Below are 22,228 nucleotides of genomic sequence, written 5' to 3' on the forward strand. Positions count from 1 at the left end.
CGCACAGCCCAAAGAATGATTTCGCCCTGAAAATGCCGACCATGGAAAGGATTCATATGCTGCACCTTTAGCTAAAACAGTCTTCAGCTTACCATTCGTGGTTATTTGCAACAGTGCCAGTCACAGAGGTCGAATTGCCGGATATTAAAGAAGTACGTGAGAAAACTGGATTAACCCAGGCAGAATTCGCTGCACGTTTGCATATCAGCGCGAGAACGCTACAAAACTGGGAACAAGGCCGTCGCTATCCGACTGGTCCTGCAGCGACTCTAATTCGTATTCTGGATGCTCATCCAAGTCTAATTTAGAAAATTGAGATAATAAAAAACCCCAACATCCTGTCGGGGTTTTTTATTATCTTTTCGCGTACCGTTGTTACCCTCTGGTCCTTGTGCAATAACTTATAATTTTTGTTTTATGTTATGGAACTTCCTGTTCCTGATGAGTTCATCATAGGAAAGTTTCAGTATTCCGGATAGCAGCAAAGGGCCGAGATTGGTGTGAGCATATACGCACAAAATAGCCTAAATTTTATCCACAGGAAATGTGGATGATTTCAGATCCTGGGGTCTTGAGAACATTGCAAAAATCTTGAAATTGGCTACTTTTTAAACAACTTTATTGGCAATAACTATCAAAAAAGATCATAAAAAAGCCGACTTGTTTCCAAGCCGGCTTTTCGGGTTTGCGTCCTCGATTTTTTATATCATAACTTTTTGAAATTTAACACTATTTATTTTTATGTTATTCACCAATTAAAATGTCTATGCGATAAACCATTTAAAATGTCCTGTTTTTAACTACAAGAGTCAAGCACAGGATTTAAATTTCTTTGTTCAATAATTGCTTTCTGAGCTTTACGACTCGGCATACTTTTCTTGGCACGGGAACGTTTATTCTGTTTTTCCAATGCTTCATGCTGTTGCTGGATATGTGCCAGGACTGAACCTAATCTTTTATTCTCAACCACTTCATTCTGCTGCAGTCCAGTCAGTTTATTGAAAATGCTGTAGTTAATCTTCCGTCCCTCATGCATGATAGCCACAGTACCATCCGGATACTCTAGAAATGAAATGTATTGTCCAACTAATTTCTGGTTCAATTCAGTTGGTTCAAGCATATAAATACACTTGTCATAGGTAATGGTCAGATTCTTGGTGACCTTACGCGGTTCCTGCCAGGTAAAAATATCATCCAGTTCAGCATCAGACTCTGTTAAAGGGCGATGTAAGTTTTTGGAATTTCTCGCGCACTTGGCAAACTTCCGATTGAACTGCTCAATAAAGCAGGGCAGCCATGCATTTGCTTCGGCAATCGAATTAATACCCTCCAGGCGCATCTCTTTGATCAGACGGTCCTGAAGGGTTCTATTGGCACGTTCCACACGACCCTTAGCCTGGGATGAGTTAGCAAAGATAATATCAATGTTTAACTCATTCAGAATCCGCCCAAATTGCGTGATCTGGCTGTCCTGGCTGGATTTCTGGTTGACTCTAAATACCGAATGTTTGTCGCTGTAAAAGGCCAGAGGCTTACCGTATTGTTCAATGTAGGCTCGGGTAGAAATCATATAGTCAAAGGTCGTTTCCGCCTCACAAAAGCGCAGATGCAAGAGCTTTCCGGTAGCATCATCGATATAAACTAATAAGCAGCATTTGGCGGAACGGCCTTCAAACCAGTCATGATATGAGCCATCAATCTGGATCAGCTCACCGAAGCAATCACGGTTATAACGTGGCTGATATGGACGCTTCAGGCGCTTGGATCGAGGAATCCAGAGGCCATTGGCCGTCATCCAGCGCCGAAGCGTTTCTACCGGGATATCTAGGGCAAACATGCTGCTGAGCTTCTCATGCACCAAGGTGGGCCCAAAGCCCAGCAGATGTTCAGAAATAATGGAAAGGCACTTTGATTTTAACAAGTCATCATGGCGACGATGACCCGGTTGACCACGACTGGAATGTGCCAGACTTGAAACACCGTCTTGATTGAGCTTGTGCAATAACCGGGTAATTTGACGGGTTGAAAGATTCAGAATTTCTGCAGCACGGACTTGTGTAATACGTTGATCTCGAACGTCTTGCAGAACAGCAAGACGTTGTATTTCCTTGTCAGACATAGTGATCAGCATCTCAAGTTCATATCCAGTCCATGATGTTGATGCGCATCATAGACCAGACATTTTTATTGGTGAGAATACAGACACTTTAAATGGTTTCTAACAACCGAATTTCGTATATGAGATTTTATGTTAAATCACAGATGTTTGATTTTAGAATAATATTATGAATTGCTTTTATCTCTTCCTCTTTTTGAGCTTGAAACTTTCCATAAGTTGAAAAATGTAAATGCTTATAGATTAAAGGTTTTTTTTCATGAAAAACTTTAAGAGTATGTCCTTCTATTTGTTTAGCATCATTCATCCATGAAAATATAGATGTTTTTTTCATTAATTTAAAAACAGCATCAGAGATAAATACAGCTTTAGTGTGTTCTGAAAAAATGGCTTTATGAATGTATTGTAGATGATTTTTATCAAGATCAGAGCTTTTCAAATCATTTCTACCAGTTGTGGGAAGATGAAGAAGCTCGATAAATGAAATACGAGAAGCATCTTTGCAAGAAAGTCTAATTTTTGAAAATTCTTTATGATATTTTCGCCCATCTCCTTTATATCCATCTAATAAAAAAGGATGATGTACATTGTATTTCTGCCAAAATGAAATAGCATCCTCATGATATTCAATGATTTTAGAAAATATTTTTTGTTCTTCAATATTGGGAGCGTAATTGGCATCTAAGCCAATAAATAAAAACTCTGCTTGAGTAGGACAACATCCCTGATAAGGTTTTTGGCGGAAAGCGTGAATTAGTTTTTCACTTGGATGAACGTTATACATATTTTTATCAGTAGACGTAATGCAAAGAATATTAGTTTATCCGATATAGACACCAACATATTAAACCGTCCGATAAGAAAATCGCAAAAGCGCATATTCTAAAAGTGGACATTTTTATTGGTGAGAATATAGACATTTTGAATGGGTTCTAACAGAGAGCTGTAATCTCTCGTTTTTTTGTTCTAAAACTGCTAAAATTCTTATACGCCATTGACGTACTTTAATCTATGTTATTCATTGAAACCAGTATTTTTACCAAGCAAATCAAAGAGCTTGTTAGTGATGAAGAGTACCGTCAGCTCCAGCAAGATCTTTTGGTACAGCCTGATAAGGGCGACTTAATTAAGAATGGTGGTGGGATTCGTAAAGTACGTTGTGCTCAGGGCAATAAAGGTAAAAGTGGCGGTATCCGGGTGATCTATTATTGGGTCACAGAGGATGATCAGATCTTTTTCCTAGTGGCTTATCCAAAGTCTGTGAAAGATAATCTGACAGACAAAGAAACATCGATCCTGCGTCAATTAGTGAAGGAGCAATTTCATGGATAACAACTTATTTGATGACCTGGTTGCTTCAATCAAAGAAGCCGGAGCCATCAAACGTAATGAGATAAAGGCAAGTCGAGTCACAGAGGTCGAATTGCCGGATATTAAAGAAGTACGTGAGAAAACTGGATTAACCCAGGCAGAATTCGCTGCACGTTTGCATATCAGCGCGAGAACGCTACAAAACTGGGAACAAGGCCGTCGCTATCCGACTGGTCCTGCAGCGACTCTAATTCGTATTCTGGATGCTCATCCAACTCTAATTTAAAAATTTTAGATAATAAAAAACCCCGGCATCCTGCCGGGGTTTTTCGTATGGGTTCGCTCGGTATAACTCCTGTCGTACCTTACAGTCCTTGTGCTTATCTATTGTTATTCTTGTATGGAACTTCCTGTTCCCGATGAGTTCATCATAGGAAAATTCACCTATCCTGGACAGCCGTAAAGAACCGGAATTTACGTAAGCCTAGGCGTACAAAATAGCCTAAATTTTATCCACAGCAATTGGGGATAGTTTCGCAACCTAGATCCGCATGAAATGGACATTGTCTGCTAAATTGATTATTTTTTGATCAATTTTCCTGGCAAAATGTTACAGATCCGCTTAAAAACTCACCAACTTATTACAAAAGCAGATTTCTACTGGTTTCTTGGTCATTACTGAATTTTTAAGTTATTGATATTTAAATTAATATACAAGTGTACTTTGTATAACCGCCATTATGTTAAATAAGAAAATTAGTAATTTATTTCTTATATTATTTATAGGCAGTATTATTAACCCACAATCCTAGCTTCGTAATAAAGCAAGTATAATCATCCTCAACGTCAAAGCTGTAAGTTTTTAATCGGAATGTCTCTGAGAGAACGTGAACACTTTCACCATTAACACATATTGGACTAGGTACATTATCATCACCTATACATTCGATAGGTCCTTCTAAGCCATATTTGATAAAAGTAAAATATTCAACATTATCAATATCAAAACCTTTTTTATCCGCATTAAATATATTGCTAGGATGGTAACTTCCAGCCACATTTTCCATACTTGTTTTTCGTAATGGATTCACCATAAAAACAAGACCAATGATTTCTTGATCAGATGTTTCTATAGCTTGACCGTTCTTCAACTCATCCAAGCGCGTCCATCCAATATTCTTAACCCAGAATGTCTGATTAGACCTCAGCATATGACTGACCATTTTTCCTTTGCGAGAAAGTTGCAATAATTTGCTTTTATTTAATTTTGATAAATCTGTATTTGCTTTAATTTGGAAATAGGTTAGCTCCCAAATCTCACTATTCTCACAAGTAGATATTCTTATAACAGGTTTATAGCATAACTCTCCGTCACCATTTTTTGGCTTTGACAGTACTAAATCTCCGACTTTAATGTTCTGAATGGCGATTAAACCTTTGTCTGTATTTATACGTGTTCCAGCAGGAAAACCAGCCCCTGAATTAAGATATGAGTCCATAAGTCTCTCTTATATTTTTAATTTGATGATTAGTGAGCTTTCCTAAAATTAACATAATACGCGTTATGCGAAATTAGAAAAATGAGTTTATTGCACTGATATTTATCTGTTTTTTAAATTTTAGACCTGGGTTGGTGCCCAGGTTTTTTTATTGCGTATAACAGCCATTATGTTAAATGGGGAACTATTTAGTTAGTTTTTGAGGTGATGGAGCAGAGTTCCATGTACCTAATAAGCGCCAAATTGCACTATCTATCTCTTGCCATTTGTCCCAATTATTTAAATTCGTTTCCCACTGAACCCATATACCGCCATATTTATTGGGCTCATAACTCTCTCCTCTAATTTGAACAAATCGATTATCTACCGTATTTTCTAAAGCAACTACATCCAATAAAACACCAGCAACATCCTGTTCTTTGGATTTCCCATAACAACCATAGAAATTATCAGCCACTTTTTTTGGGTAACAAGTCAGACCATATTTTTCAAATTTTGAATTTTTCTTAAAAAATTCTTTCCTTTGTAAAAATGTCTTATATGTGTCTAATTTCGGCACTGTTGCAAATAGAGATTTGAGTCGATGAAGTTCCTTTTTAAAAGTGCTTAGAGACCGAAAACCCTGTTGATTAGACACACTTCACCTTGAGGCTGACCATAATAAAATGACGATGCTTGTCCTTTACGTAGTGCACGCATGACTTCAATACCTTTGATTGTGGCATAAGCCGTCTTCATAGATTTGAATCCTAATGTGGCCCTGATGATCCGCTTTAACTTACCATGATCACATTCAATGACATTATTTTTATACTTAATCTGCCTGTGCTCAATATCTACTGGACATTTTCCTTCTCGCTTTAACCGTGATAAAGCATGGCCATAGGTCGCTGCTTTATCTGTATTGATGACCCGTGGAATTTGCCATTTTTTCACCGTATTGAAGATTTTTCCTAAAAAACAATAGGCTGATTTACTGTTCCGTCTAGCGGAAAGGTAAAAGTCAATCGTATGACCACGTTGATCAACTGCACGATACAGGTAAGTCCATCGCCCCTTCACTTTGATATAAGTCTCATCCATATGCCATGAATGTAAATCTGTAGGATTACGCCAATACCAGCGTAAGCGTTTTTCCATTTCTGGAGCATAACGCTGAACCCAACGATAAATTGTGGTGTGGTCAACATTCACACCCCGTTCAGCGAGCATTTCTTGAAGTTCACGATAGCTGATGCCATATTTACAATACCAACGAACAGCCCAAAGAATGATTTCACCTTGAAAGTGCCGACCATGGAAGGGATTCATCTGCTGTATCTCGAAATAAATAAGATATTTAGCTTATCATGTCAGCCTATTTGCAACAGTGCCTGAATACATGAGCAGCTAAATCACTCAAAGCCAGCATCTAAAACCATTTAACAAAATCTATGACTATTTTACTTTCCCTTACCTAATCGTCCTAGTGTATATCTTTTTTTTTGATTAGCTTATTCCTAAATCAAGTGACTTTAGGTAAGTATGATGAACGATATCCAATTTTCAGATTGCGCAAAGGCATGTATGAGCTGTTACCTTACCTGTGCCAGTTGTGCAAATGCCTGTCTAAAAGAAGAAAATCTGGAGATGATGCGAGAATGTATTCAGCGTTGTCTAGATTGTGCAGATATTTGTCAGCTCTGTGCTCGTATGCAGCAAAATGAATCTCCTTTTATGAAAGAAATTTGTGAGCTTTGTGCCAAGGCTTGTGAATACTGTGCAGATGAATGTAGCCAACATGAGCATCAACACTGCCAGCAATGTGCTGATGCTTGCCGTGAATGTGCCGTCGAATGTCGAAAAATGGTTGTCTGATAAATAAAAGAATTAGTTGAGTTTAGGATTTACTCAATGAATAGCCAACGTGTTAGTTGTTAGTGGGTCAAACCACTAACAACGGCACTGTTGCAAATAGGGATCTGAGTCGATGATTTTCCCTTCAAAAAAGCTTAGAGACCGAAAACTCTATTTACTAGCCAAACTTCTCCTAGAATATTACCGTTATAAAATAATGAAGCTTGTCCTTTGCGTAGAGCACGCATAACCTCAATTCCTTTAATTGTGGCATAAGCCGTTTTCATAGACTTGAATCCCAACGTAGCCTTGATGATCCGTTTGAGCTTGCCATGATCACATTCAATCACGTTATTCTTGTATTTAATCTGTCGATGGTCCAAGTCTTCAGGACACTTTCCTTCCTGTTTTAGTCGCGACAAAGCACGGCCATAGGTATGAGCCTTATCAGTGTTTATGACTCGTGGAATCTGCCATTTTTTGACATGATTCAAAATTTTACCAAGAAAACAATAAGCTGAATGGGTATTTCGTCTAGCAGAAAGATAGAAATCAAGAGTATGGCCACGTTGGTCAACTGCACAGTATAGATATGCCCATTTGCCATTCACTTTTACGTAAGTTTCATCCAGATGCCATAAATGTCGATCTGTAGGATTACGCCAATACCAACGTAAACGTTTTTCCATTTCTGGAGCATAACGCTGAACCCAGCGATAAATTGTGGTGTGATCAACATTCACTCCACGTTCAGCGAGCATTTCCTGAAGTTCACGATAGCTGATGCCATATTTACAATACCAACGAACAGCCCAAAGAATGATTTCACCTTGAAAGTGCCGACCGTGGAAGGGATTCATCTGCTGTATCTCGAAATAAATAAGATATTTAGCTTATCATGTCAGCCTATTTGCAACAGTGCCGTTTCTGGTTCAAAGCCTTCACCTTTTCCTTATTTATCTCTGACTTCTTTAATGTAAAAACCCAATCATGAAGAGTGGGTTTTTACAATATTCATTGTACCTTTAACAGCACTTCATCGGTACAGCATAAAAGTGTTACTGACCTGGCAATGAGGCGCAGTATTTAATACCATCCAGCATTTATAAACTGCGCTGATTTACACGCTTGGACAACTCTTCAGCCGATTCCTTGCGTTCAGAATAACGATCAGTCAGGTATTTGCTTTGACCACGAGTCAGTAGAGTGAACTTAAATAACTCTTCCATGACATCCACAATCCGGTCATAGAAAGCTGAAGGCTTCATTCGTCCATCTTCTTCAAATTCCAAGAAAGCTTTCGGAATTGAAGACTGATTTGGAATGGTGATCATCCGCATCCACCGCCCCAAAATACGCATCTGGTTCAGGCTGTTAAATGACTGTGATCCACCACTGACTTGCATCAAGGCAAGGGTTTTAACTTGGGTAGCACGGATTGCTCCTCCTGCAAGTGGAATCCAGTCTATTTGTGATTTAAAAATGGAACTCATAGAACCATGACGTTCAGGTGAACACCAGACCATACCTTCAGACCATGCAAGAAGCTCATGCAGTTCTTTTACTTTTGGATGCTCAGTATCCGCATCTTCTGGCAAAGGAAGGCCCCACAAGTGATAGATACAGATAAAGCACACATATGGAGGTGCTTTGTCACGGTTAAAATGGGAAAGAAAATGTCCACCAGATCTTGAGCACAGGCAGGTTAAGTATAAAAATAACGTGATCGAATGTAATCATGGCAAGCTAAAGCGGATCATTAGGGCCACTTTAGGATTCAAATCGATGAAGACGGCTATGCCACATGCATCTATTCAGATGGCATTAAACACCGATGATGTACAGACGAAGTAGTAGCAGCCGATCCTACTAAAAGAATAGCAAACGATAAAAACAGCGATAAGCATGTTTTTAACCACTGCATAAAAATAGACCAAAAATTAAGCTTTTTTAGTTTTACAGATTCGAAAATAAATAGTAATAATTCATGAATAGTAGCCGAAGCTACCATTCATGATTCCAAGTCATATTATTTTAAAAAACTAATTCGATACCTGCACCATATTTCCATCCCTTTTCAGACTCTGTTGCCTCTTGCATAGAAGTGGCTTTCTGTCCTTTTTCATATTGGTAAGCAACATCAATGAAAGGTTTAATTCGCTTAGTAATCTCATATCGGGTTTTGATACCAGTTTTAAGTTCTGATAAACCTGATTTTGCAGCATAGTTAGAATCATCGCTAAATATTACATCTGCTTCGATATAAGGTTGAGTAATAAGTTTCTGAGTTAAAAGCAAATCACGTTCTAATTCAAAACTTGCTCCCCAAAAATTATTCTCACCGCCATAAAGATATGCTTGTGTTTCAAAGAAATAAGGAGCTAGACCTAATATACCAATAACCCCATCCACTCGATCGCTGCTGCTGTTATTTTTATCTTCACTATATCTTACCCCAGCTTGTACATCCCAAAATGGGGCTACGTTACGGCTATAAAGTGCTGATACAGCATATTTTGGATCATTACTTTCTGACTTTTCCGAATTGGCTTCAATAAATAGACGATTTTCATCTGTTCCAATTAAAGTTTCAAACTTTGTTCCTAGGTTGCCCTTACCGTCTTCATCAACCATCCATTCATTTTCAAATTTTGTCGTTTGATAAATTTGTCCACCATGTTCTTTAAGATGATTGTCATGAGGTGAGTTAGAGTTCTCAAGCGCAATCTGGACACTCTTATCCCCCATATTCGCATTTTCCATTGAATAATATTCTGGATAACGCTCTTGAAGGGAATACTTTAATCCTCCAGATTCCTGTAAAAGAATTTTCATATTTTTTGTAATATTACTGTCTTGTACAGGAGTTTCATTTTTAGCGAACGTTAGATTTGATAATCCAAATAGCGCAATCATCAAAGTTGTTTTTGAAAACAAATTATTAGTGATGTGCATGTGGATTTACTCCCTTCTCATTTACTTGGGACTGAGGAACAGTCTTTGTAGAATTACCATCTTCCACTTGAGCTACAATGAGTTTATTCATCATTCCTGCACTCATATGGTAAAGCAGGTGACAATGAATAGCCCACTCACCTAACTCATCAGCTGTGAGTAGAGTGGTTATCGTTTTCCCAGGTGGAACAATTACCGTATGTTTGTTTGGCATATTGCTTGGATCCTGACCATTCTCAAGCTGCATAAACATGCCATGTAAGTGCATTGGGTGAGCCATCATACTGTCATTGACAAATTTTAAGCGAATACGTTCACCATACTTCACCACTAGTGGGTCGGCTTCATTAAATTTTTTACCATTTATTGTCCAAATATAACGCTCCATGTTTCCACCAAGACGGATCTCTATTTCACGTTCAGCTGCACGAGTGTCTTTTTGAGGATCTAACGATTGCAAATCACTATATTGCAATGCTTTATTACCTTCAGGTGTTGAAGCATTTGCCCATCCAAATACGGTATTATCATTCTTGTCTGAAGCCGCCTTAACAGTAGCGCTATTCATCGGCATATCATGATCCATACCTTTCATAGAAGACATATCATGATCCATACCTTTCATAGAAGACATATCGTGATTCATATCTTTCATTGAAGACATATCATGATCCATACCTTTCATAGAAGACATATCGTGATTCATGCCTTTCATAGAAGACATATCATGATCCATACCTTTCATAGAAGACATATCATGATCCATACCTTTCATAGAAGACATATCATGATCCATACCTTTCATAGAAGACATATCATGATCCATACCTTTCATAGAAGACATATCATGATTCATATCTTTCATTGAAGACATATCATGATCCATACCTTTCATAGAAGACATATCGTGATTCATGCCTTTCATAGAAGACATATCATGATCCATACCTTTCATAGAAGACATATCGTGATTCATATCTTTCATAGATGACATGTCATGGCTCATCCCCATATCTTCCATAGTTAATAAAGCACGAGGGCGAGATTTAGGCATCTCAATTTGTTTGACTGCTGGGCTGCTTTCTTCATGTAATGTTCCCACTGAAAAACCGGTACGATCAATAGATTCAGCTTCAATTTGGTAATGTGCTTGTTTTGGTTCCACAATGACATCATAGGTTTCAGCAGTACCAATACGGAACTCATCTACAGGAACGGGCTTTACAGGTTGACCATCAGCACTGACTACAGTCATTTTTAGGTTTGGAATGCGTACATCAAAGAATGACATAGCGGAAGCATTAATAAAACGAAGGCGAACTTTTTCACCAGCTTTGAAGTTACCGGTCCAGTTTTGCTGAGGTGTTTTGCCATTCATTAAAAATGTATAACCAGTCACATCGGACATATCTGTTTTCAACATCCGCATCTGATTCCACATAGAGCGGTCTTGCCAAGTTGCCTTTAATCCATCACGTTTAACTTGTTTTAATACATCGAATACTGTTTCGCGACGGTTCTGATAGTAATCTGCTTCTTTTTTAAGATTTTTCATAATTTGATCACTTGTTGAATTATGAAAATCAGAAAGCAAAACAACGTAATCTTTATCGGTTTTTTCAGCAGCTGTTAGTGGAGTTTTATCTTTAGGATAAATAACAAAAGCACCATATAAACCGTCTTGTTCTTGTCCTTTACTATGTGAATGATACCAATAAGTACCATTTTGGCGGACTTTAAACTTATATTCATAAGTTTTATTAGGGGCAATGCCATTAAATTTGTTAAATCCAGGTACACCATCCATAATTCCAGGTAATAATAAGCCATGCCAATGGATTGAAGAGTCCTGATTTTTTAACTTATTGTGAACACGGATAACGGCCTCATCACCTTCTTCAAATTCAAGAAGTGGTGCAACGAATTTACCATTAACGGTAATTCTCTTTAGCGGTTTTCCTGTGATATTTACAGTTTGTTCAGCGATTGTTAAATCATATTCTTTAACTGCCGCCATTACCCAAGTTGATGAAAATAAACCAACTCCAATTAAGAGTACATGACTTAACTTTTTTGACATTCTATCTCACCTTTAGAAAGGTCAAGATTGAAGTAATAAAGCAAATATTTAGTATAAACTTTAATACTTCTTTCTCGCTATTTATAAAATTATTTATTGCTACCAGGCATATTCATCTTTGAATGATCCATTTTAGAATGGTCCATATTCATCATAGAATGATCCATTTTTGACATGTCAGATGAGTTAGGAGACTGATGTTGACTATGATCTTGCTGAGTCTTGTCATCTTTTTCCATTTTACAAGGTTTTGTACAAGGTTTCTGTGCTTTTACCGTTTTAGTGGCACTTGAGGTTGATACATCTTTTGCCCAAGATTGAGTACCAGCAATTAAAGTTCCAGCACACATTAAAATTGTTAGACTACGACGCACTACAGTTTTCATAAGTTTCTCTAAAAGTTAATTTCTTGCTACTACAATAAAGTGAAGCACTGAACATCTAAGTGACTTGAAAATGACATTTTTGTAATCTATCTCGATCAGATGTTTTATAACGTTATTATAGTTTTAATGAATGACTTAGGATTCGGAAATGAGAATACTATTAGTTGAAGATGAACAAAAAACTGGTGATTATCTCAAGCAAGGTTTATCCGAAGCTGGCTATATTACGGACTGGGTTACAGATGGGTTAACGGGTAAACATCAAGCTCTTTCTGAAGAGTATGACTTAATTATTTTAGACGTGATGTTACCTGGACTAAATGGTTGGAATATTATCAATGATATTCGTAGCAGCGGTAAAACAATGCCCATTCTTTTTCTTACCGCCCGAGATCAAATCGAAGATCGAGTAAAAGGATTAGAGCTAGGCGCTGATGATTATTTAGTTAAGCCTTTTGCTTTTGCAGAGCTTCTAGCTCGAATAAAAACGCTCCTTAGACGAGGGCAACAAAGAGAAGATAATAATATTATTAAGATTGCTGATTTAGAACTTGATTTGAGAAAACGTCGGGTAACACGAGCAGGTCAACGCATTGATTTAACGGCTAAAGAATTCGCGCTTATGGAGCTTTTTATGCGTAGAAGAGGTGAAATTCTACCAAGAGCACTTATTGCATCTCAAATTTGGGATATGAACTTTGATAGTGATACGAATGTCGTTGAAGTCGCTATTAAACGATTAAGAAGTAAAGTTGACAGTAACTTTACTCCCAAATTAATTCAGAATATTCGAGGAATGGGGTATGTACTAGAGGTAGAGGATGAATAATAATTTATTCAGAGCGATCAGTTTCCGGATCGGTATCATTTTCTCATTATCTACTATTTTCATTCTAATTATTATGGGTTTGTTCATAAATAAATTAGTAATGCATCATTTTGAGACTCAAGACCGTACCCAATTAGAAGGTAAAATCCAGCTGATTCAGAATCTTATCCAACAGAATCCTAAAAACTCTCCAGAACTTAATCTTTATTTGAGAGACGCTTTAGTTGGACACCATGATCTTATGGTTCAAATAGAACGACCGACAGGTAAAGTTTTATTTAGTTCAGCACCTTCAACAATTAATACTCAACACTTAACCAAGTCAGCAAATAATTCATGGATTAAATGGAAAATTCAGGATAAGACTTATCGTGGCATGATCTACAACACGGATATAAACAAAAATACTGAGATACAATCTGTACGCATTATTGTGGGGATCGATACATCTGAACATCTACATTTTTTAAATGATTTTAAGCGTCAACTTTTTTACATTGGTTTAGCCGGTACGATTTGTTTAATGTTTTTAGGCTGGTTTGCAACCTGGAGAGGTTTAAGACCCGTGCAAAAAATGGCTAAGGTCGCAGAAGGCATTTCTGCCCAACATCTTTCAGAACGTTTAGAAGTTGAGCACACACCAACAGAACTAAAATCATTAGCAATTGCCTTCAATGATATGCTCGACAGACTAGAATCAGCTTTAGAAAGGCTTTCCGATTTTTCATCTGATTTAGCGCATGAAATTAGAACACCGATTAATAACTTAATGACTCAAACTCAAGTATGTCTTGCCCGTAACCGAGATATTGGTACTTATCAAGAAATACTATTTTCTAATTTAGAAGAATTAGAACGTTTGGCTCGAATGGTATCCAATATGCTTTTCTTGGCAAAAGCAGAACATGGCCTAAAATTACAGAACTTACAGAATATTGACCTGGTTAAAGAAGTTACAGCCTTATTTGATTTCTATGATGCGCTAGCTGCCGAAAAAAATATGACGCTTCAACAAACAGGATCTGGAAATGTCAAAGGTGATCCTGCTATGTTACGTCGAGCACTCAGCAATCTATTATCTAATGCAGTTAAATATGGAAATAAGAATTCTACAATACGCATAAAACTTCAACAGAATTTAGATAACACAATATTTTCAATTGAAAATGAAGGCCCTGAAATCTCTCCTGAACAACTATCCAGGTTATTTGATCGATTTTATCGAACAGATGCATCTAGACAAAGAACAGAAGAAGGAACCGGCTTAGGGCTCGCGATAACAAAATCTATTCTTGATATGCTTGGGGCGACCATCCAGGCTGAATCCCTCAATGGTCGAATCATTTTTACCATTGTTTTTCAAAGTGAATCCATGCAAGGGGAATCATTTTAACTCATTTTTTGAACATCTTCCATTTACCCGAGTTGACCTTACATAAAGCTCAAACTGAGAGCCAGAGCTACGCCAGCACCTATCATGGCAATTGTGTAGCCAAATATGATAGCTCGGCCAAACTGTGCCCCCCCTGTCATCCATGCAATTGTCGCTTTGCTTAACATGTTGCTCAGTGTGGCCAGCCCTAGCGCGACAGCAGCCACATTTGTTGTTAAGCCTTCAGTACTATGCAGGCGGGCAAGTGAGACTAAAATAGCATCTACGTCTGCTAGCCCAGAAATAGTCGATAATACGAAGATGCCGCTGGTGCCCAACCATTGTTTTGCTGCCGGGACCAAGACTGCCATGACAGCCAGGAAAGCAGCGAAGCTGAATGCTGTCCCAAGATCAAAAGGAGCCATTGCTTCTATTGTTCGATCGTTGTTTTCAGCGCTGGTAATTTGGCGTTGTCTCCACAATGCCATACCCAGCAGAAGGATTCCCGCAATCATCATTGCACCACCAAAAGTGCTTAGCAATGCTGGCTCAATGACGCCTATCAGCACAACCATACGAAAAAACATGATGCCACAGGCAGCCAATGTTCCAGAAATAGCAGCACTGACCATGACGGGGTGCTGGCGTGTATAGCGTGCCAGTGCGACAGTTGCAGCTGTAGACGATGCCAAACCACCCAATAGACCTGTCCAGAATATGCCTCTTTCTGAACCGGTAAGCCGCATGGCAAAATGACCTGCCAGAGAGAGTCCGGCAATCAGGATCACTGCCCACCATAACTGGTAAGGATTTAATGCAGCAAAAGGTCCCAGACCCGTATTGGGTAAGTAGGGTAATATAACGACAGAAAGTACCAGCAACTGCAGGGATGCGGTTAATTCACGATGTTCGATCAAGCGTAACCAACCATGTAAGGTTGGCTTGAGATCCAAAAATACAGCCACGATGACAGCCGCTGTTAATGCTAAAGTAACATTACCATGGGATGCATATGCACCTAGAACTAATGTCAACAGCATCGCGATCGTCGTGGTAGCGCTTAGATTACCGGAAAGTTTTGCGGTACGCGCGTAGGATACCGTAAGTAAAAGGGAAAGCCCTAATACGGCTGCGACTAGTGGCCAAGGCCCAAAGTTTGGCTGTAAATGACCGAGCACTCCTCCGAGTAATCCTGTCAATGTGAAGGTACGTAGGCCTGCTACTCGGCTGCCTTCTGGCAGTTCACGATCATTCCATCCTCGTTCTAAACCAATGAGCAGGCCGATGGCAAGTGCTGCAATCAGGCCTGATACATCTGGTGGAAGAAAAAGACTCTCTATCATAGCTTTTTATGTCGCAGGCGAAGGGCATTGGTGATGACTGAAGCTGAACTCAAACTCATAGCCAAGGCGGCAATCATCGGTGACAACAACCAACCGGTAAATGGATATAGTACGCCAGCCGCGATAGGGATACCCAAAGCATTGTAAAGGAAAGCAAACATGAGGTTCTGTTTCATGTTGCCGACAGTAGCTTCCGAAAGTGAACGGGCAACAGCAATCCCTCGTAAATCTCCCTTGACCAGCGTAACTTGGGCACTATTCATTGCAACATCAGTCCCGGTTCCCATAGCGATACCGACATCAGCTTTAGCCAAGGCTGGTGCATCATTGATGCCATCACCAGCCATAGCCACGATGCGACCTTCCTTCTGCAATTTGCTGACCAGTTCTAGTTTATCTGCGGGTTTGACTTCGCCATGTACCTCATCAATGCCTAGACGTGCTGCGACTGAACGGGCAGTGGTGAGACCATCTCCTGTTGCCATCACGATACGTAGACCCGCTTCCTTCAGGGTGGCAAGTGCTTCTGGGGTATTTTTTTTGATGGGATCGGATACTGCAAGCAGGCCGGCCAATTCACCATTGATGGCTAGATGCATCACACTTGCACCTTCTGAACGCAGCTCTTCGGCTTGCGGAATCAGAGATTGTACCGAGATACCTAATTGCTCCATCAGTGCTGTGTTGCCCAAAGCTAACTGACGATCGCCCACTTGACCTCGAACACCAATCCCTGAGCCTGATTCAAAATTATCTGGTGTTTCAAGAGGCAGGCCACGTTCGTGTGCTGCGTTTACAATCGCTTCGGCTAGCGGGTGTTCACTGCCTTGATCAAGACTGGCGGCTAAACGTAATACTTCAGATTCATCGAAACCTGATGCGGCAACCACACGATCGAATACAGGGCGTCCTTCAGTTAACGTACCTGTTTTATCGATGATTAGTGTGTCAATCTTGCGTAGATTCTCAATGGCTGCTGCATCGCGGAACAACACACCATGAGTAGCACCTTGACCCGTTGCAACCATGATAGACATTGGAGTTGCCAAGCCTAGTGCACAAGGACAGGCAATAATGAGTACTGCCACAGCATTGATTAATGCATAAACCCAGCTCGACTCTTCTGGGCCGAACAGTCCCCATCCAAAGAAGGTAAGCAAGGCAATGGCTACTACAGCCATGACAAACCAACCTGCAACCTGATCAGCCATGCGTTGCATTGGTGCTCTCGATCGTTGAGCTTGCGCCACCATCTGTACGATCTGGGATAACATGGTACTTGAACCAATTTTCTCTGAACGCATGATTAGGGAACCATTGGTATTCAGGGTAGCACCAATGACTTTATCACCGATGCGTTTAGTGATCGGTAAAGGTTCACCTGTCAGCATCGATTCATCCACTGAACTACTTCCTTCAGTGATTACACCATCCACAGGCACTTTTTCACCTGGGCGAATTCTGAGTAAATCTCCTACATGGACATGCGTTAGAGGAACATCTTCTTCAGTTCCATCAGGCAGGATTCGGCGAGCTGTTTTAGGAGCGAGCCCAAGGAGTGACTTAATTGCAGCAGAAGTTTGCGAACGTGCTTTTAACTCCAATATTTGTCCCAGTAGGGTCAATGAAATGATGACCGCTGAAGCTTCAAAGTAAACAGCGACACGACCCATGGAAATAAATGAGTCTGGGAAGATTTGCGGTGCAATGGTTGCGACCACACTATAAATAAATGCAGCTCCAGTGCCCAAACCAATCAGCGTCCACATGTTCGGGCTGCGATTCACAACCGATTGCCAACCCCGGGAAAAAAATGGCCAACCTGCCCAAAGTACAATTGGGAGTGACAACACCAGTTCAATCCAGCTCTGAACAGCCATATTGAACAGGTTCATTTGATGACCAAACATCGCCAAAAAAGTCACGATGATGGTCAATGGCAGTGTCCACCAGAAGCGTCGGCGGAAATCACGTAACTCCGGATTCTCATCTTCCTCTAATTCAGGAATGAGTGGCTCCAGTGTCATTCCGCATTTAGGACAGTTTCCAGGATGATCTTGCCTGATTTCTGGATGCATTGGGCATGTATAGATGGTCGTACCTGTTGTGCTTGCCGCATTAACGTGTTGAACAGTCTGATGATGCTGTGTATGTGCATCGGCAGTCGTCGTTGCGGGTTTAGCGATATATTGCACCGGGCTGCTATGAAACTTTGATTGACATTTATCACTGCAAAAAAAGTAAGTTTTCCCCTTAAATTCCTCATGGTATTTCGATTCTTCAGTGACGGTCATACCACAGACTGGGTCTTTCAGTACGTCTGTTGTAGCCTGTGCCATATGGTCCTGGTTATGATTTTTTTGATCTGACATAAATAATTCTCTTATGGAAAAGTGGTTTTATGGCCGAATTTTGGAATAAATCTCGGAGTCTGTTGAGCATAGCTGTCATAGACAGCGCCAAACTGTTTACTCATTTCAGCCTCTTCCTTAATTGCCAAGCGGCTGTACATTAAGAGTAGGATTGGAAACATAATCAGTGTCAGTAAAGTTGGCCATTGCAATAAAAAACCCAGCAAGATCATCACAAAAGCCACGTATTGTGGGTGACGTATACGTGCATAAGGGCCTGTGATCGCTAAAGAATGCTGACGTTGCGCGTTGTACAGCACGTGCCATGACGTTGATAACAGGTAAAATCCATAGCCCAAGAAAACGTAACTGGCGATATGCAAAATGCCAAAATGTGGATCACCTTTTTCACCTAATAGCGTTGACCACAAGTGACCTGCATTATGAGAAAGTAAGTCAAGTTGAGGGAAGCGAGTTTGAAGCCAACCAGATAACAGGTAAATGGTTAAAGGAAAACCATACATTTCGACAAATAGAGCAATGATAAAAGCCGAAAAGGCCCCAAATGTACGCCAATCGCGCGCAGTGGAAGGTCTAAAAAAACTGAAAGCGAACATGATAAAAACTGCTGAGTTAATGATAACCAGCGTCCATAAACCATAAGCCGATTCCGCATGATTCATGATGGATCTCCTGATAAGAGCTATTTTTTGTTATCAGATATATCGGATTTTTTTTGCTGCGAGTGGTTATGCCCATGACCACCATGCATAAAAATATGCATCAGTGGACACGCTAAAAGGAATAAATAAGGCAAAGCACCGATAACGTGGGCTAAATGTTCCGTTAATAGAAAATAAGCTGCGATACCACCCAGCACGATTAGACCAATGGCATAACGTGTAGACCAGAAGTTAGGTACTGAATTATTTTCTTGGTGTTGGTGATTCATGGTGCTTACCCCTAATTCATGGGTAACTATTTAGTTGCTGACGGAGGCATACAGTCCATCATCATCTGCATCATGGATTGCATCATGTCCATACGTTTTTCCATCATCTGCTGACGGTCAGCCATATTTGCATTCATGCTTTGGCTGCCCATCTGTTTCATCATACTCATACCTCCTTGCATGAGTTTCATGTGCTCAGCCATAAGTTTCTGACGTTCTTGTGGGGTTTTTGCAGCCATCATCTTCTCATGCATGGCTTGCATCGCCTTCATGTGTTGATCCATTGCAGCCATTTTATCTGTAGCAGTGGTGCTGGTAACTGTTTGCTTAATTGTTACTGCAGATGGTGCTGTTTTTTCAGGGTGGTGATCTTTGTGTTCATCGGATTGCTGTGCAAATGTATTCAATGACGCGGCTGCGATACATAAGCCCAAAAAAATGTTTTTGAATTTCATCATAATTTTTTCCTTTAAATAATTTGGAAGTAAAAGCTATGTTTTAGTACTGAACAGAGTCTAGGAATTTGACTACTAAACTGATGAAATTTTTGGTTATTCTCTGTCTCTCTTAAAAATTTTAGCACTATTAATTAATTATTTTTAAAAATGACAAAAATGTAATTTTGAGATCTTCTCGAAATATATAGTCTATGCTGAGATGACAAAAATTTTATTTAATATTAATCTTTTAAAACTATTAAAGTTGTTATGATTTTATGTGCTTAAAAAAATAAAAATGAAATGATTAGATGACTCCAAGGCTAGTTAGAGACACATTTTTAATGTAATTTACACTGTTATTCCTTTAAAGAAAAAATACAGTTGATCAAAATAGTTTTTTATAGAAAAAAGGGTGGATAATTTAATTATTAAACTTATTGGTATATTTATTAGATAGAAGGGGCTTTGTTGCACAAAGATTTCATAACTATATGATTTTAGAAGTTTTGATTATTTTTTGATCCAAAATTAAATTTATTTAAATCAGATGCTTACATATTTATGCAACAAAGCCGATAGAAGGTAAAGAAGATTATTTTTAATATTAGGGTTTATAATCCAAATTTCAGAGTAAGGAATCTACTACTTATATAATAGAGATTCCATCTCCAAAACAGTACTACTGTATGAATGAGTTGTATTCAATGCAGGGAAGAATGTAGATCCTTAATACTAACGGAAAATTATTTTACTGAATTTTCATGTAAAGACTCATTTAATTGATCAATCACTGTCGTCCATTCACCATCAGAGTGTAGTTTTTCTTCTAAAAAATGACGTTGAGCATCAGTCCAAAAAATTGCTTGTGTTAAAAAAACATCTCCAGCTAGCTGATGGCTCTCTATGAATTTTGCAATTGCTTCTTCAGTAGAAGCTAAACCAAGCTGTTCAAATAATTTGGTCATTCTTGGACGTGTTTGAGTCATGTGCTTAGCCCACAAATTTATATTAGATCAAATTAAACATAACATGTTTATATTTAAACTAAAATATAAAAAATTAAATAGCTACTATTTTCTTAGACAAAATGATTACTACATTTCATAAATCAACCACCTACATAATTTGTTTGTTAAATGATCATTATTTTTCAATAAGATTATTTTAATAGTTAAAGATTTTAAATTTTAAAAATGACAAAAATGTAATTTTGAAGTCATCGCTCTGTTTCTGTCTCTCACTAATAATTGAAATATAAGAGGAGATGATGTGGTCTCATTAAATATAGATTTTATAAAGTCATCTCTAATGAACTAACGAATCAAGAGGAAACGTAAATGAAATTATTTCAAAATAAAATGACTGCTCTACGTAATGTTGTAGTAGCTGCAACGATGATTGTGGCTACTACAACTACGTTCGCTCATGTGAGTTTAGTGAGTGCGATTCCTGCGGAAAATGCATCTATCCTTAGTCAACCAAAGAACTTGACCCTTAACTTTGGTGCAGAGGTTATGTTGATGAATATTAAGTTACTGGATGCTCAGCGAAGAGATGTTCCTTTAAAATATAAAGTTACTCATGACTTAAAGAAATCCTTTGATGTCGCTCTTCCGAAACTGAAAAAAGATAAATATACCGTTGTCTGGACAACAATGGGGAAAGATGGTCACAACATGAATGGTGAATATAGTTTCACTATCAAATCAACTAAATAAGAATTGATTACCTTTCAACATGTCAGTGAGGTGCTGGCATGTTGTTCTAGAATGGACAAAAATAATGATTTCTGAATATTGGATGTGGGCCACTTGGTTAACTAAGGTTATTTTATATTTAAGTGTAGCTTTTGTCGTTGGTGGAGCCTTTTGCTATTTTTTACTTAGACAATATCTTGAACTAAAAGAATCGATTCTTAAATATATTACAATTGGCGCTGGATTAGGCCTAATTTCCAGTACCTTGGGATTTTTTATTCTGATTGGTAGTTTTGCCAATACTGGTATTACAGGTATGGTGGACCCCACGTATATTAATATATTGGTTAATACTCCGACGGGGTATATATACGTTCTTCGTTCTATTAGTTTTGCTCTTTTACTTCTTCTCATGGTGGTTAAACTTAACAGGAACAAAGGTCATTTTTCTATAATTGAAAGTTCAATATTTTGTATTTTACTTATCCCGATTATTTTTAGTTTTTCCCAGCTCGGACATGTCGCTAATTTAACCTTACTTGCTCAAATTTTATTATCAATCCATATTCTAGTTATGTCGTTATGGATGGGGTCTTTATATCCGTTATGGAAAACCAGCCGGGAAATAAGTGGTTTACCTTTAAAAGATCGCATGCATGTATTTGGACGTATTGCTGCTTTCATTGTTGGGATATTAATCGCCTGTGGCGCTAGTGTAGCTCTTCTTTTAATTAAAGATTTTAATACCTTAATCAATACTGCATATGGCTATGGTTTCATGGTTAAAATGTTTTTTGTTATAGGTATTCTACTTTTAGCTGCCTTCAACAAATGGTATTTCACCCCGCGTCTTCAACATCCTAAATTCGCTAAACACCTTAGTCATGCCATTTTATTTGAGATGTTATTAGGTCTATCAATTCTATTAACAACAGGCTATATAACCACTGTCGTGGGTATTGAATAAGAGAATTTCAAAATAAGGGAATTGAGGAAATTTAACATTACTGCATTTATCTTTTGTAGCTGAGCAATAAAGTTTCTACTGGACTGCCAACTTA

Annotated in this window: 23 protein-coding genes and 3 pseudogenes; 9 read left to right on the forward strand and 17 right to left on the reverse strand. The window is 38.7% G+C overall.

Features of this window, described 5'->3' with window-relative positions; all coding sequences use genetic code 11:
- Positions 1 to 119: 119 nt before the first annotated feature.
- Positions 120 to 308: pseudogene (locus ACP7BU_RS14545) on the forward strand (helix-turn-helix domain-containing protein); the annotation flags it as partial.
- Between the two features lie 488 nt (positions 309 to 796).
- On the opposite strand, the gene ACP7BU_RS14550 reads toward ACP7BU_RS14545, so the two are convergent.
- The gene (locus tag ACP7BU_RS14550) at positions 797 to 2,131 is read right to left on the reverse strand and encodes an ISNCY family transposase (RefSeq protein ID WP_204470745.1); all 1,335 of its coding nucleotides are present in this window, start codon (positions 2,129 to 2,131) and stop codon (positions 797 to 799) included.
- A 115-nt stretch (positions 2,132 to 2,246) separates the two neighbouring features.
- The gene (locus ACP7BU_RS14555; RefSeq protein ID WP_204470746.1) at positions 2,247 to 2,900 is read right to left on the reverse strand and encodes a hypothetical protein; all 654 of its coding nucleotides are present in this window, start codon (positions 2,898 to 2,900) and stop codon (positions 2,247 to 2,249) included.
- 227 nt (positions 2,901 to 3,127) lie between these two features.
- Between ACP7BU_RS14555 and ACP7BU_RS14560 the strand changes: the two genes are divergently transcribed.
- Together ACP7BU_RS14560 and nadS are read left to right on the forward strand one after the other, a co-directional pair.
- Positions 3,128 to 3,448, forward strand: a complete 321-nt coding sequence (locus tag ACP7BU_RS14560) for a type II toxin-antitoxin system RelE/ParE family toxin (protein WP_000897309.1) — start codon at positions 3,128 to 3,130, stop codon at positions 3,446 to 3,448.
- Positions 3,441 to 3,713 (forward strand): NadS family protein, encoded by a 273-nt coding sequence (nadS, locus tag ACP7BU_RS14565; protein WP_005268039.1) that lies wholly within the window; start codon positions 3,441 to 3,443, stop codon positions 3,711 to 3,713. Before ACP7BU_RS14560 ends, nadS begins: the two co-directional genes overlap by 8 nt.
- 490 nt (positions 3,714 to 4,203) lie before the next feature.
- Here nadS and ACP7BU_RS14570 read toward each other — a convergent pair whose 3' ends face one another.
- From ACP7BU_RS14570 to ACP7BU_RS14580, 3 genes are all read right to left on the reverse strand, one after another.
- Positions 4,204 to 4,926 (reverse strand): hypothetical protein, encoded by a 723-nt coding sequence (locus tag ACP7BU_RS14570; RefSeq protein ID WP_312160050.1) that lies wholly within the window; start codon positions 4,924 to 4,926, stop codon positions 4,204 to 4,206.
- A 184-nt stretch (positions 4,927 to 5,110) separates the two neighbouring features.
- Positions 5,111 to 5,563, reverse strand: coding sequence for a hypothetical protein (locus ACP7BU_RS14575; protein ID WP_227504451.1), 453 nt, complete (start codon positions 5,561 to 5,563; stop codon positions 5,111 to 5,113).
- On the reverse strand, positions 5,533 to 6,237 hold the full coding sequence (locus ACP7BU_RS14580; protein WP_001067790.1) for an IS6-like element IS1008 family transposase: 705 nt from the start codon (positions 6,235 to 6,237) through the stop codon (positions 5,533 to 5,535). The genes ACP7BU_RS14575 and ACP7BU_RS14580 overlap by 31 nt, the downstream gene beginning before the upstream one ends.
- Positions 6,238 to 6,453: 216 nt before the next feature.
- Between ACP7BU_RS14580 and ACP7BU_RS14585 the strand changes: the two genes are divergently transcribed.
- Positions 6,454 to 6,783, forward strand: a complete 330-nt coding sequence (locus tag ACP7BU_RS14585; RefSeq protein WP_026055492.1) for a four-helix bundle copper-binding protein — start codon at positions 6,454 to 6,456, stop codon at positions 6,781 to 6,783.
- Positions 6,784 to 6,917: 134 nt separating this feature from the next.
- On the opposite strand, the gene ACP7BU_RS14590 is transcribed toward ACP7BU_RS14585, so the two are convergent.
- A complete protein-coding gene (locus ACP7BU_RS14590) occupies positions 6,918 to 7,622 on the reverse strand; it encodes an IS6-like element IS1007 family transposase (RefSeq protein WP_104427072.1) in 705 nt (234 codons plus the stop codon).
- Positions 7,623 to 7,865: 243 nt separating this feature from the next.
- Entirely contained in the window at positions 7,866 to 8,360 is a 495-nt protein-coding gene (locus tag ACP7BU_RS14595) for an NAD(P)H-dependent oxidoreductase (RefSeq protein WP_392390339.1), read from the reverse strand.
- Positions 8,361 to 8,366: 6 nt separating this feature from the next.
- Between ACP7BU_RS14595 and ACP7BU_RS14600 the strand changes: the two are divergent.
- Positions 8,367 to 8,559, forward strand: a pseudogene (locus ACP7BU_RS14600) (DDE-type integrase/transposase/recombinase); the annotation flags it as partial.
- A gap of 16 nt (positions 8,560 to 8,575) precedes the next feature.
- On the opposite strand, the pseudogene ACP7BU_RS14605 reads toward ACP7BU_RS14600, so the two are convergent.
- From ACP7BU_RS14605 to ACP7BU_RS14620, 4 genes and pseudogenes are all read right to left on the reverse strand, one after another.
- Positions 8,576 to 8,773, reverse strand: a pseudogene (locus ACP7BU_RS14605) (hypothetical protein); the annotation flags it as partial.
- A 23-nt stretch (positions 8,774 to 8,796) separates the two neighbouring features.
- Positions 8,797 to 9,717 carry a copper resistance protein B gene (locus ACP7BU_RS14610; protein ID WP_005237511.1) on the reverse strand — a complete coding sequence of 307 codons (921 nt, stop codon included), beginning with the start codon at positions 9,715 to 9,717 and terminating at the stop codon, positions 8,797 to 8,799.
- The gene (locus ACP7BU_RS14615) at positions 9,704 to 11,797 is read right to left on the reverse strand and encodes a copper resistance system multicopper oxidase (protein ID WP_425980830.1); all 2,094 of its coding nucleotides are present in this window, start codon (positions 11,795 to 11,797) and stop codon (positions 9,704 to 9,706) included. Before ACP7BU_RS14615 ends, ACP7BU_RS14610 begins: the two co-directional genes overlap by 14 nt.
- A gap of 89 nt (positions 11,798 to 11,886) precedes the next feature.
- A complete protein-coding gene (locus ACP7BU_RS14620; protein WP_004760992.1) occupies positions 11,887 to 12,183 on the reverse strand; it encodes a hypothetical protein in 297 nt (98 codons plus the stop codon).
- A gap of 148 nt (positions 12,184 to 12,331) precedes the next feature.
- On the opposite strand from ACP7BU_RS14620, the gene ACP7BU_RS14625 reads away from it, so the two are divergent.
- Positions 12,332 to 13,012, forward strand: coding sequence for a heavy metal response regulator transcription factor (locus tag ACP7BU_RS14625; protein ID WP_004663993.1), 681 nt, complete (start codon positions 12,332 to 12,334; stop codon positions 13,010 to 13,012).
- A complete protein-coding gene (locus ACP7BU_RS14630; RefSeq protein WP_034171651.1) occupies positions 13,005 to 14,405 on the forward strand; it encodes a heavy metal sensor histidine kinase in 1,401 nt (466 codons plus the stop codon). Before ACP7BU_RS14625 ends, ACP7BU_RS14630 begins: the two co-directional genes overlap by 8 nt.
- Before the next feature lie 38 nt (positions 14,406 to 14,443).
- Here ACP7BU_RS14630 and ACP7BU_RS14635 read toward each other — a convergent pair whose 3' ends face one another.
- The 6 genes from ACP7BU_RS14635 to ACP7BU_RS14660 form a co-directional block, all read right to left on the reverse strand.
- A complete protein-coding gene (locus ACP7BU_RS14635) occupies positions 14,444 to 15,727 on the reverse strand; it encodes an MgtC/SapB family protein (protein ID WP_425880167.1) in 1,284 nt (427 codons plus the stop codon).
- Positions 15,724 to 18,099 (reverse strand): heavy metal translocating P-type ATPase, encoded by a 2,376-nt coding sequence (locus tag ACP7BU_RS14640; protein WP_004992267.1) that lies wholly within the window; start codon positions 18,097 to 18,099, stop codon positions 15,724 to 15,726. The genes ACP7BU_RS14635 and ACP7BU_RS14640 overlap by 4 nt, the downstream gene beginning before the upstream one ends.
- Positions 18,100 to 18,110: 11 nt before the next feature.
- Entirely contained in the window at positions 18,111 to 18,761 is a 651-nt protein-coding gene (locus ACP7BU_RS14645) for a methyltransferase family protein (RefSeq protein ID WP_004663997.1), read from the reverse strand.
- Between the two features lie 20 nt (positions 18,762 to 18,781).
- Positions 18,782 to 19,030: a DUF2933 domain-containing protein gene (locus tag ACP7BU_RS14650; protein ID WP_004695740.1), complete on the reverse strand. Its 249-nt coding sequence runs from the start codon at positions 19,028 to 19,030 to the stop codon at positions 18,782 to 18,784.
- Between the two features lie 26 nt (positions 19,031 to 19,056).
- Positions 19,057 to 19,488: a hypothetical protein gene (locus ACP7BU_RS14655; protein ID WP_004695737.1), complete on the reverse strand. Its 432-nt coding sequence runs from the start codon at positions 19,486 to 19,488 to the stop codon at positions 19,057 to 19,059.
- Positions 19,489 to 20,213: 725 nt separating this feature from the next.
- On the reverse strand, positions 20,214 to 20,456 hold the full coding sequence (locus ACP7BU_RS14660; RefSeq protein ID WP_004281876.1) for a DUF2789 family protein: 243 nt from the start codon (positions 20,454 to 20,456) through the stop codon (positions 20,214 to 20,216).
- A gap of 351 nt (positions 20,457 to 20,807) precedes the next feature.
- Between ACP7BU_RS14660 and ACP7BU_RS14665 the strand changes: the two genes are divergently transcribed.
- Both ACP7BU_RS14665 and ACP7BU_RS14670 read left to right on the forward strand, forming a co-directional pair.
- A complete protein-coding gene (locus ACP7BU_RS14665) occupies positions 20,808 to 21,188 on the forward strand; it encodes a copper resistance protein CopC (protein WP_368781787.1) in 381 nt (126 codons plus the stop codon).
- 64 nt (positions 21,189 to 21,252) lie between these two features.
- Entirely contained in the window at positions 21,253 to 22,134 is an 882-nt protein-coding gene (locus tag ACP7BU_RS14670; protein WP_023278709.1) for a copper resistance D family protein, read from the forward strand.
- Positions 22,135 to 22,228 lie beyond the last annotated feature (94 nt).

The sequence above is a fragment of the Acinetobacter sp. 40AMC3-4 genome, from assembly GCF_049898185.1.
Taxonomy (GTDB): domain Bacteria; phylum Pseudomonadota; class Gammaproteobacteria; order Pseudomonadales; family Moraxellaceae; genus Acinetobacter.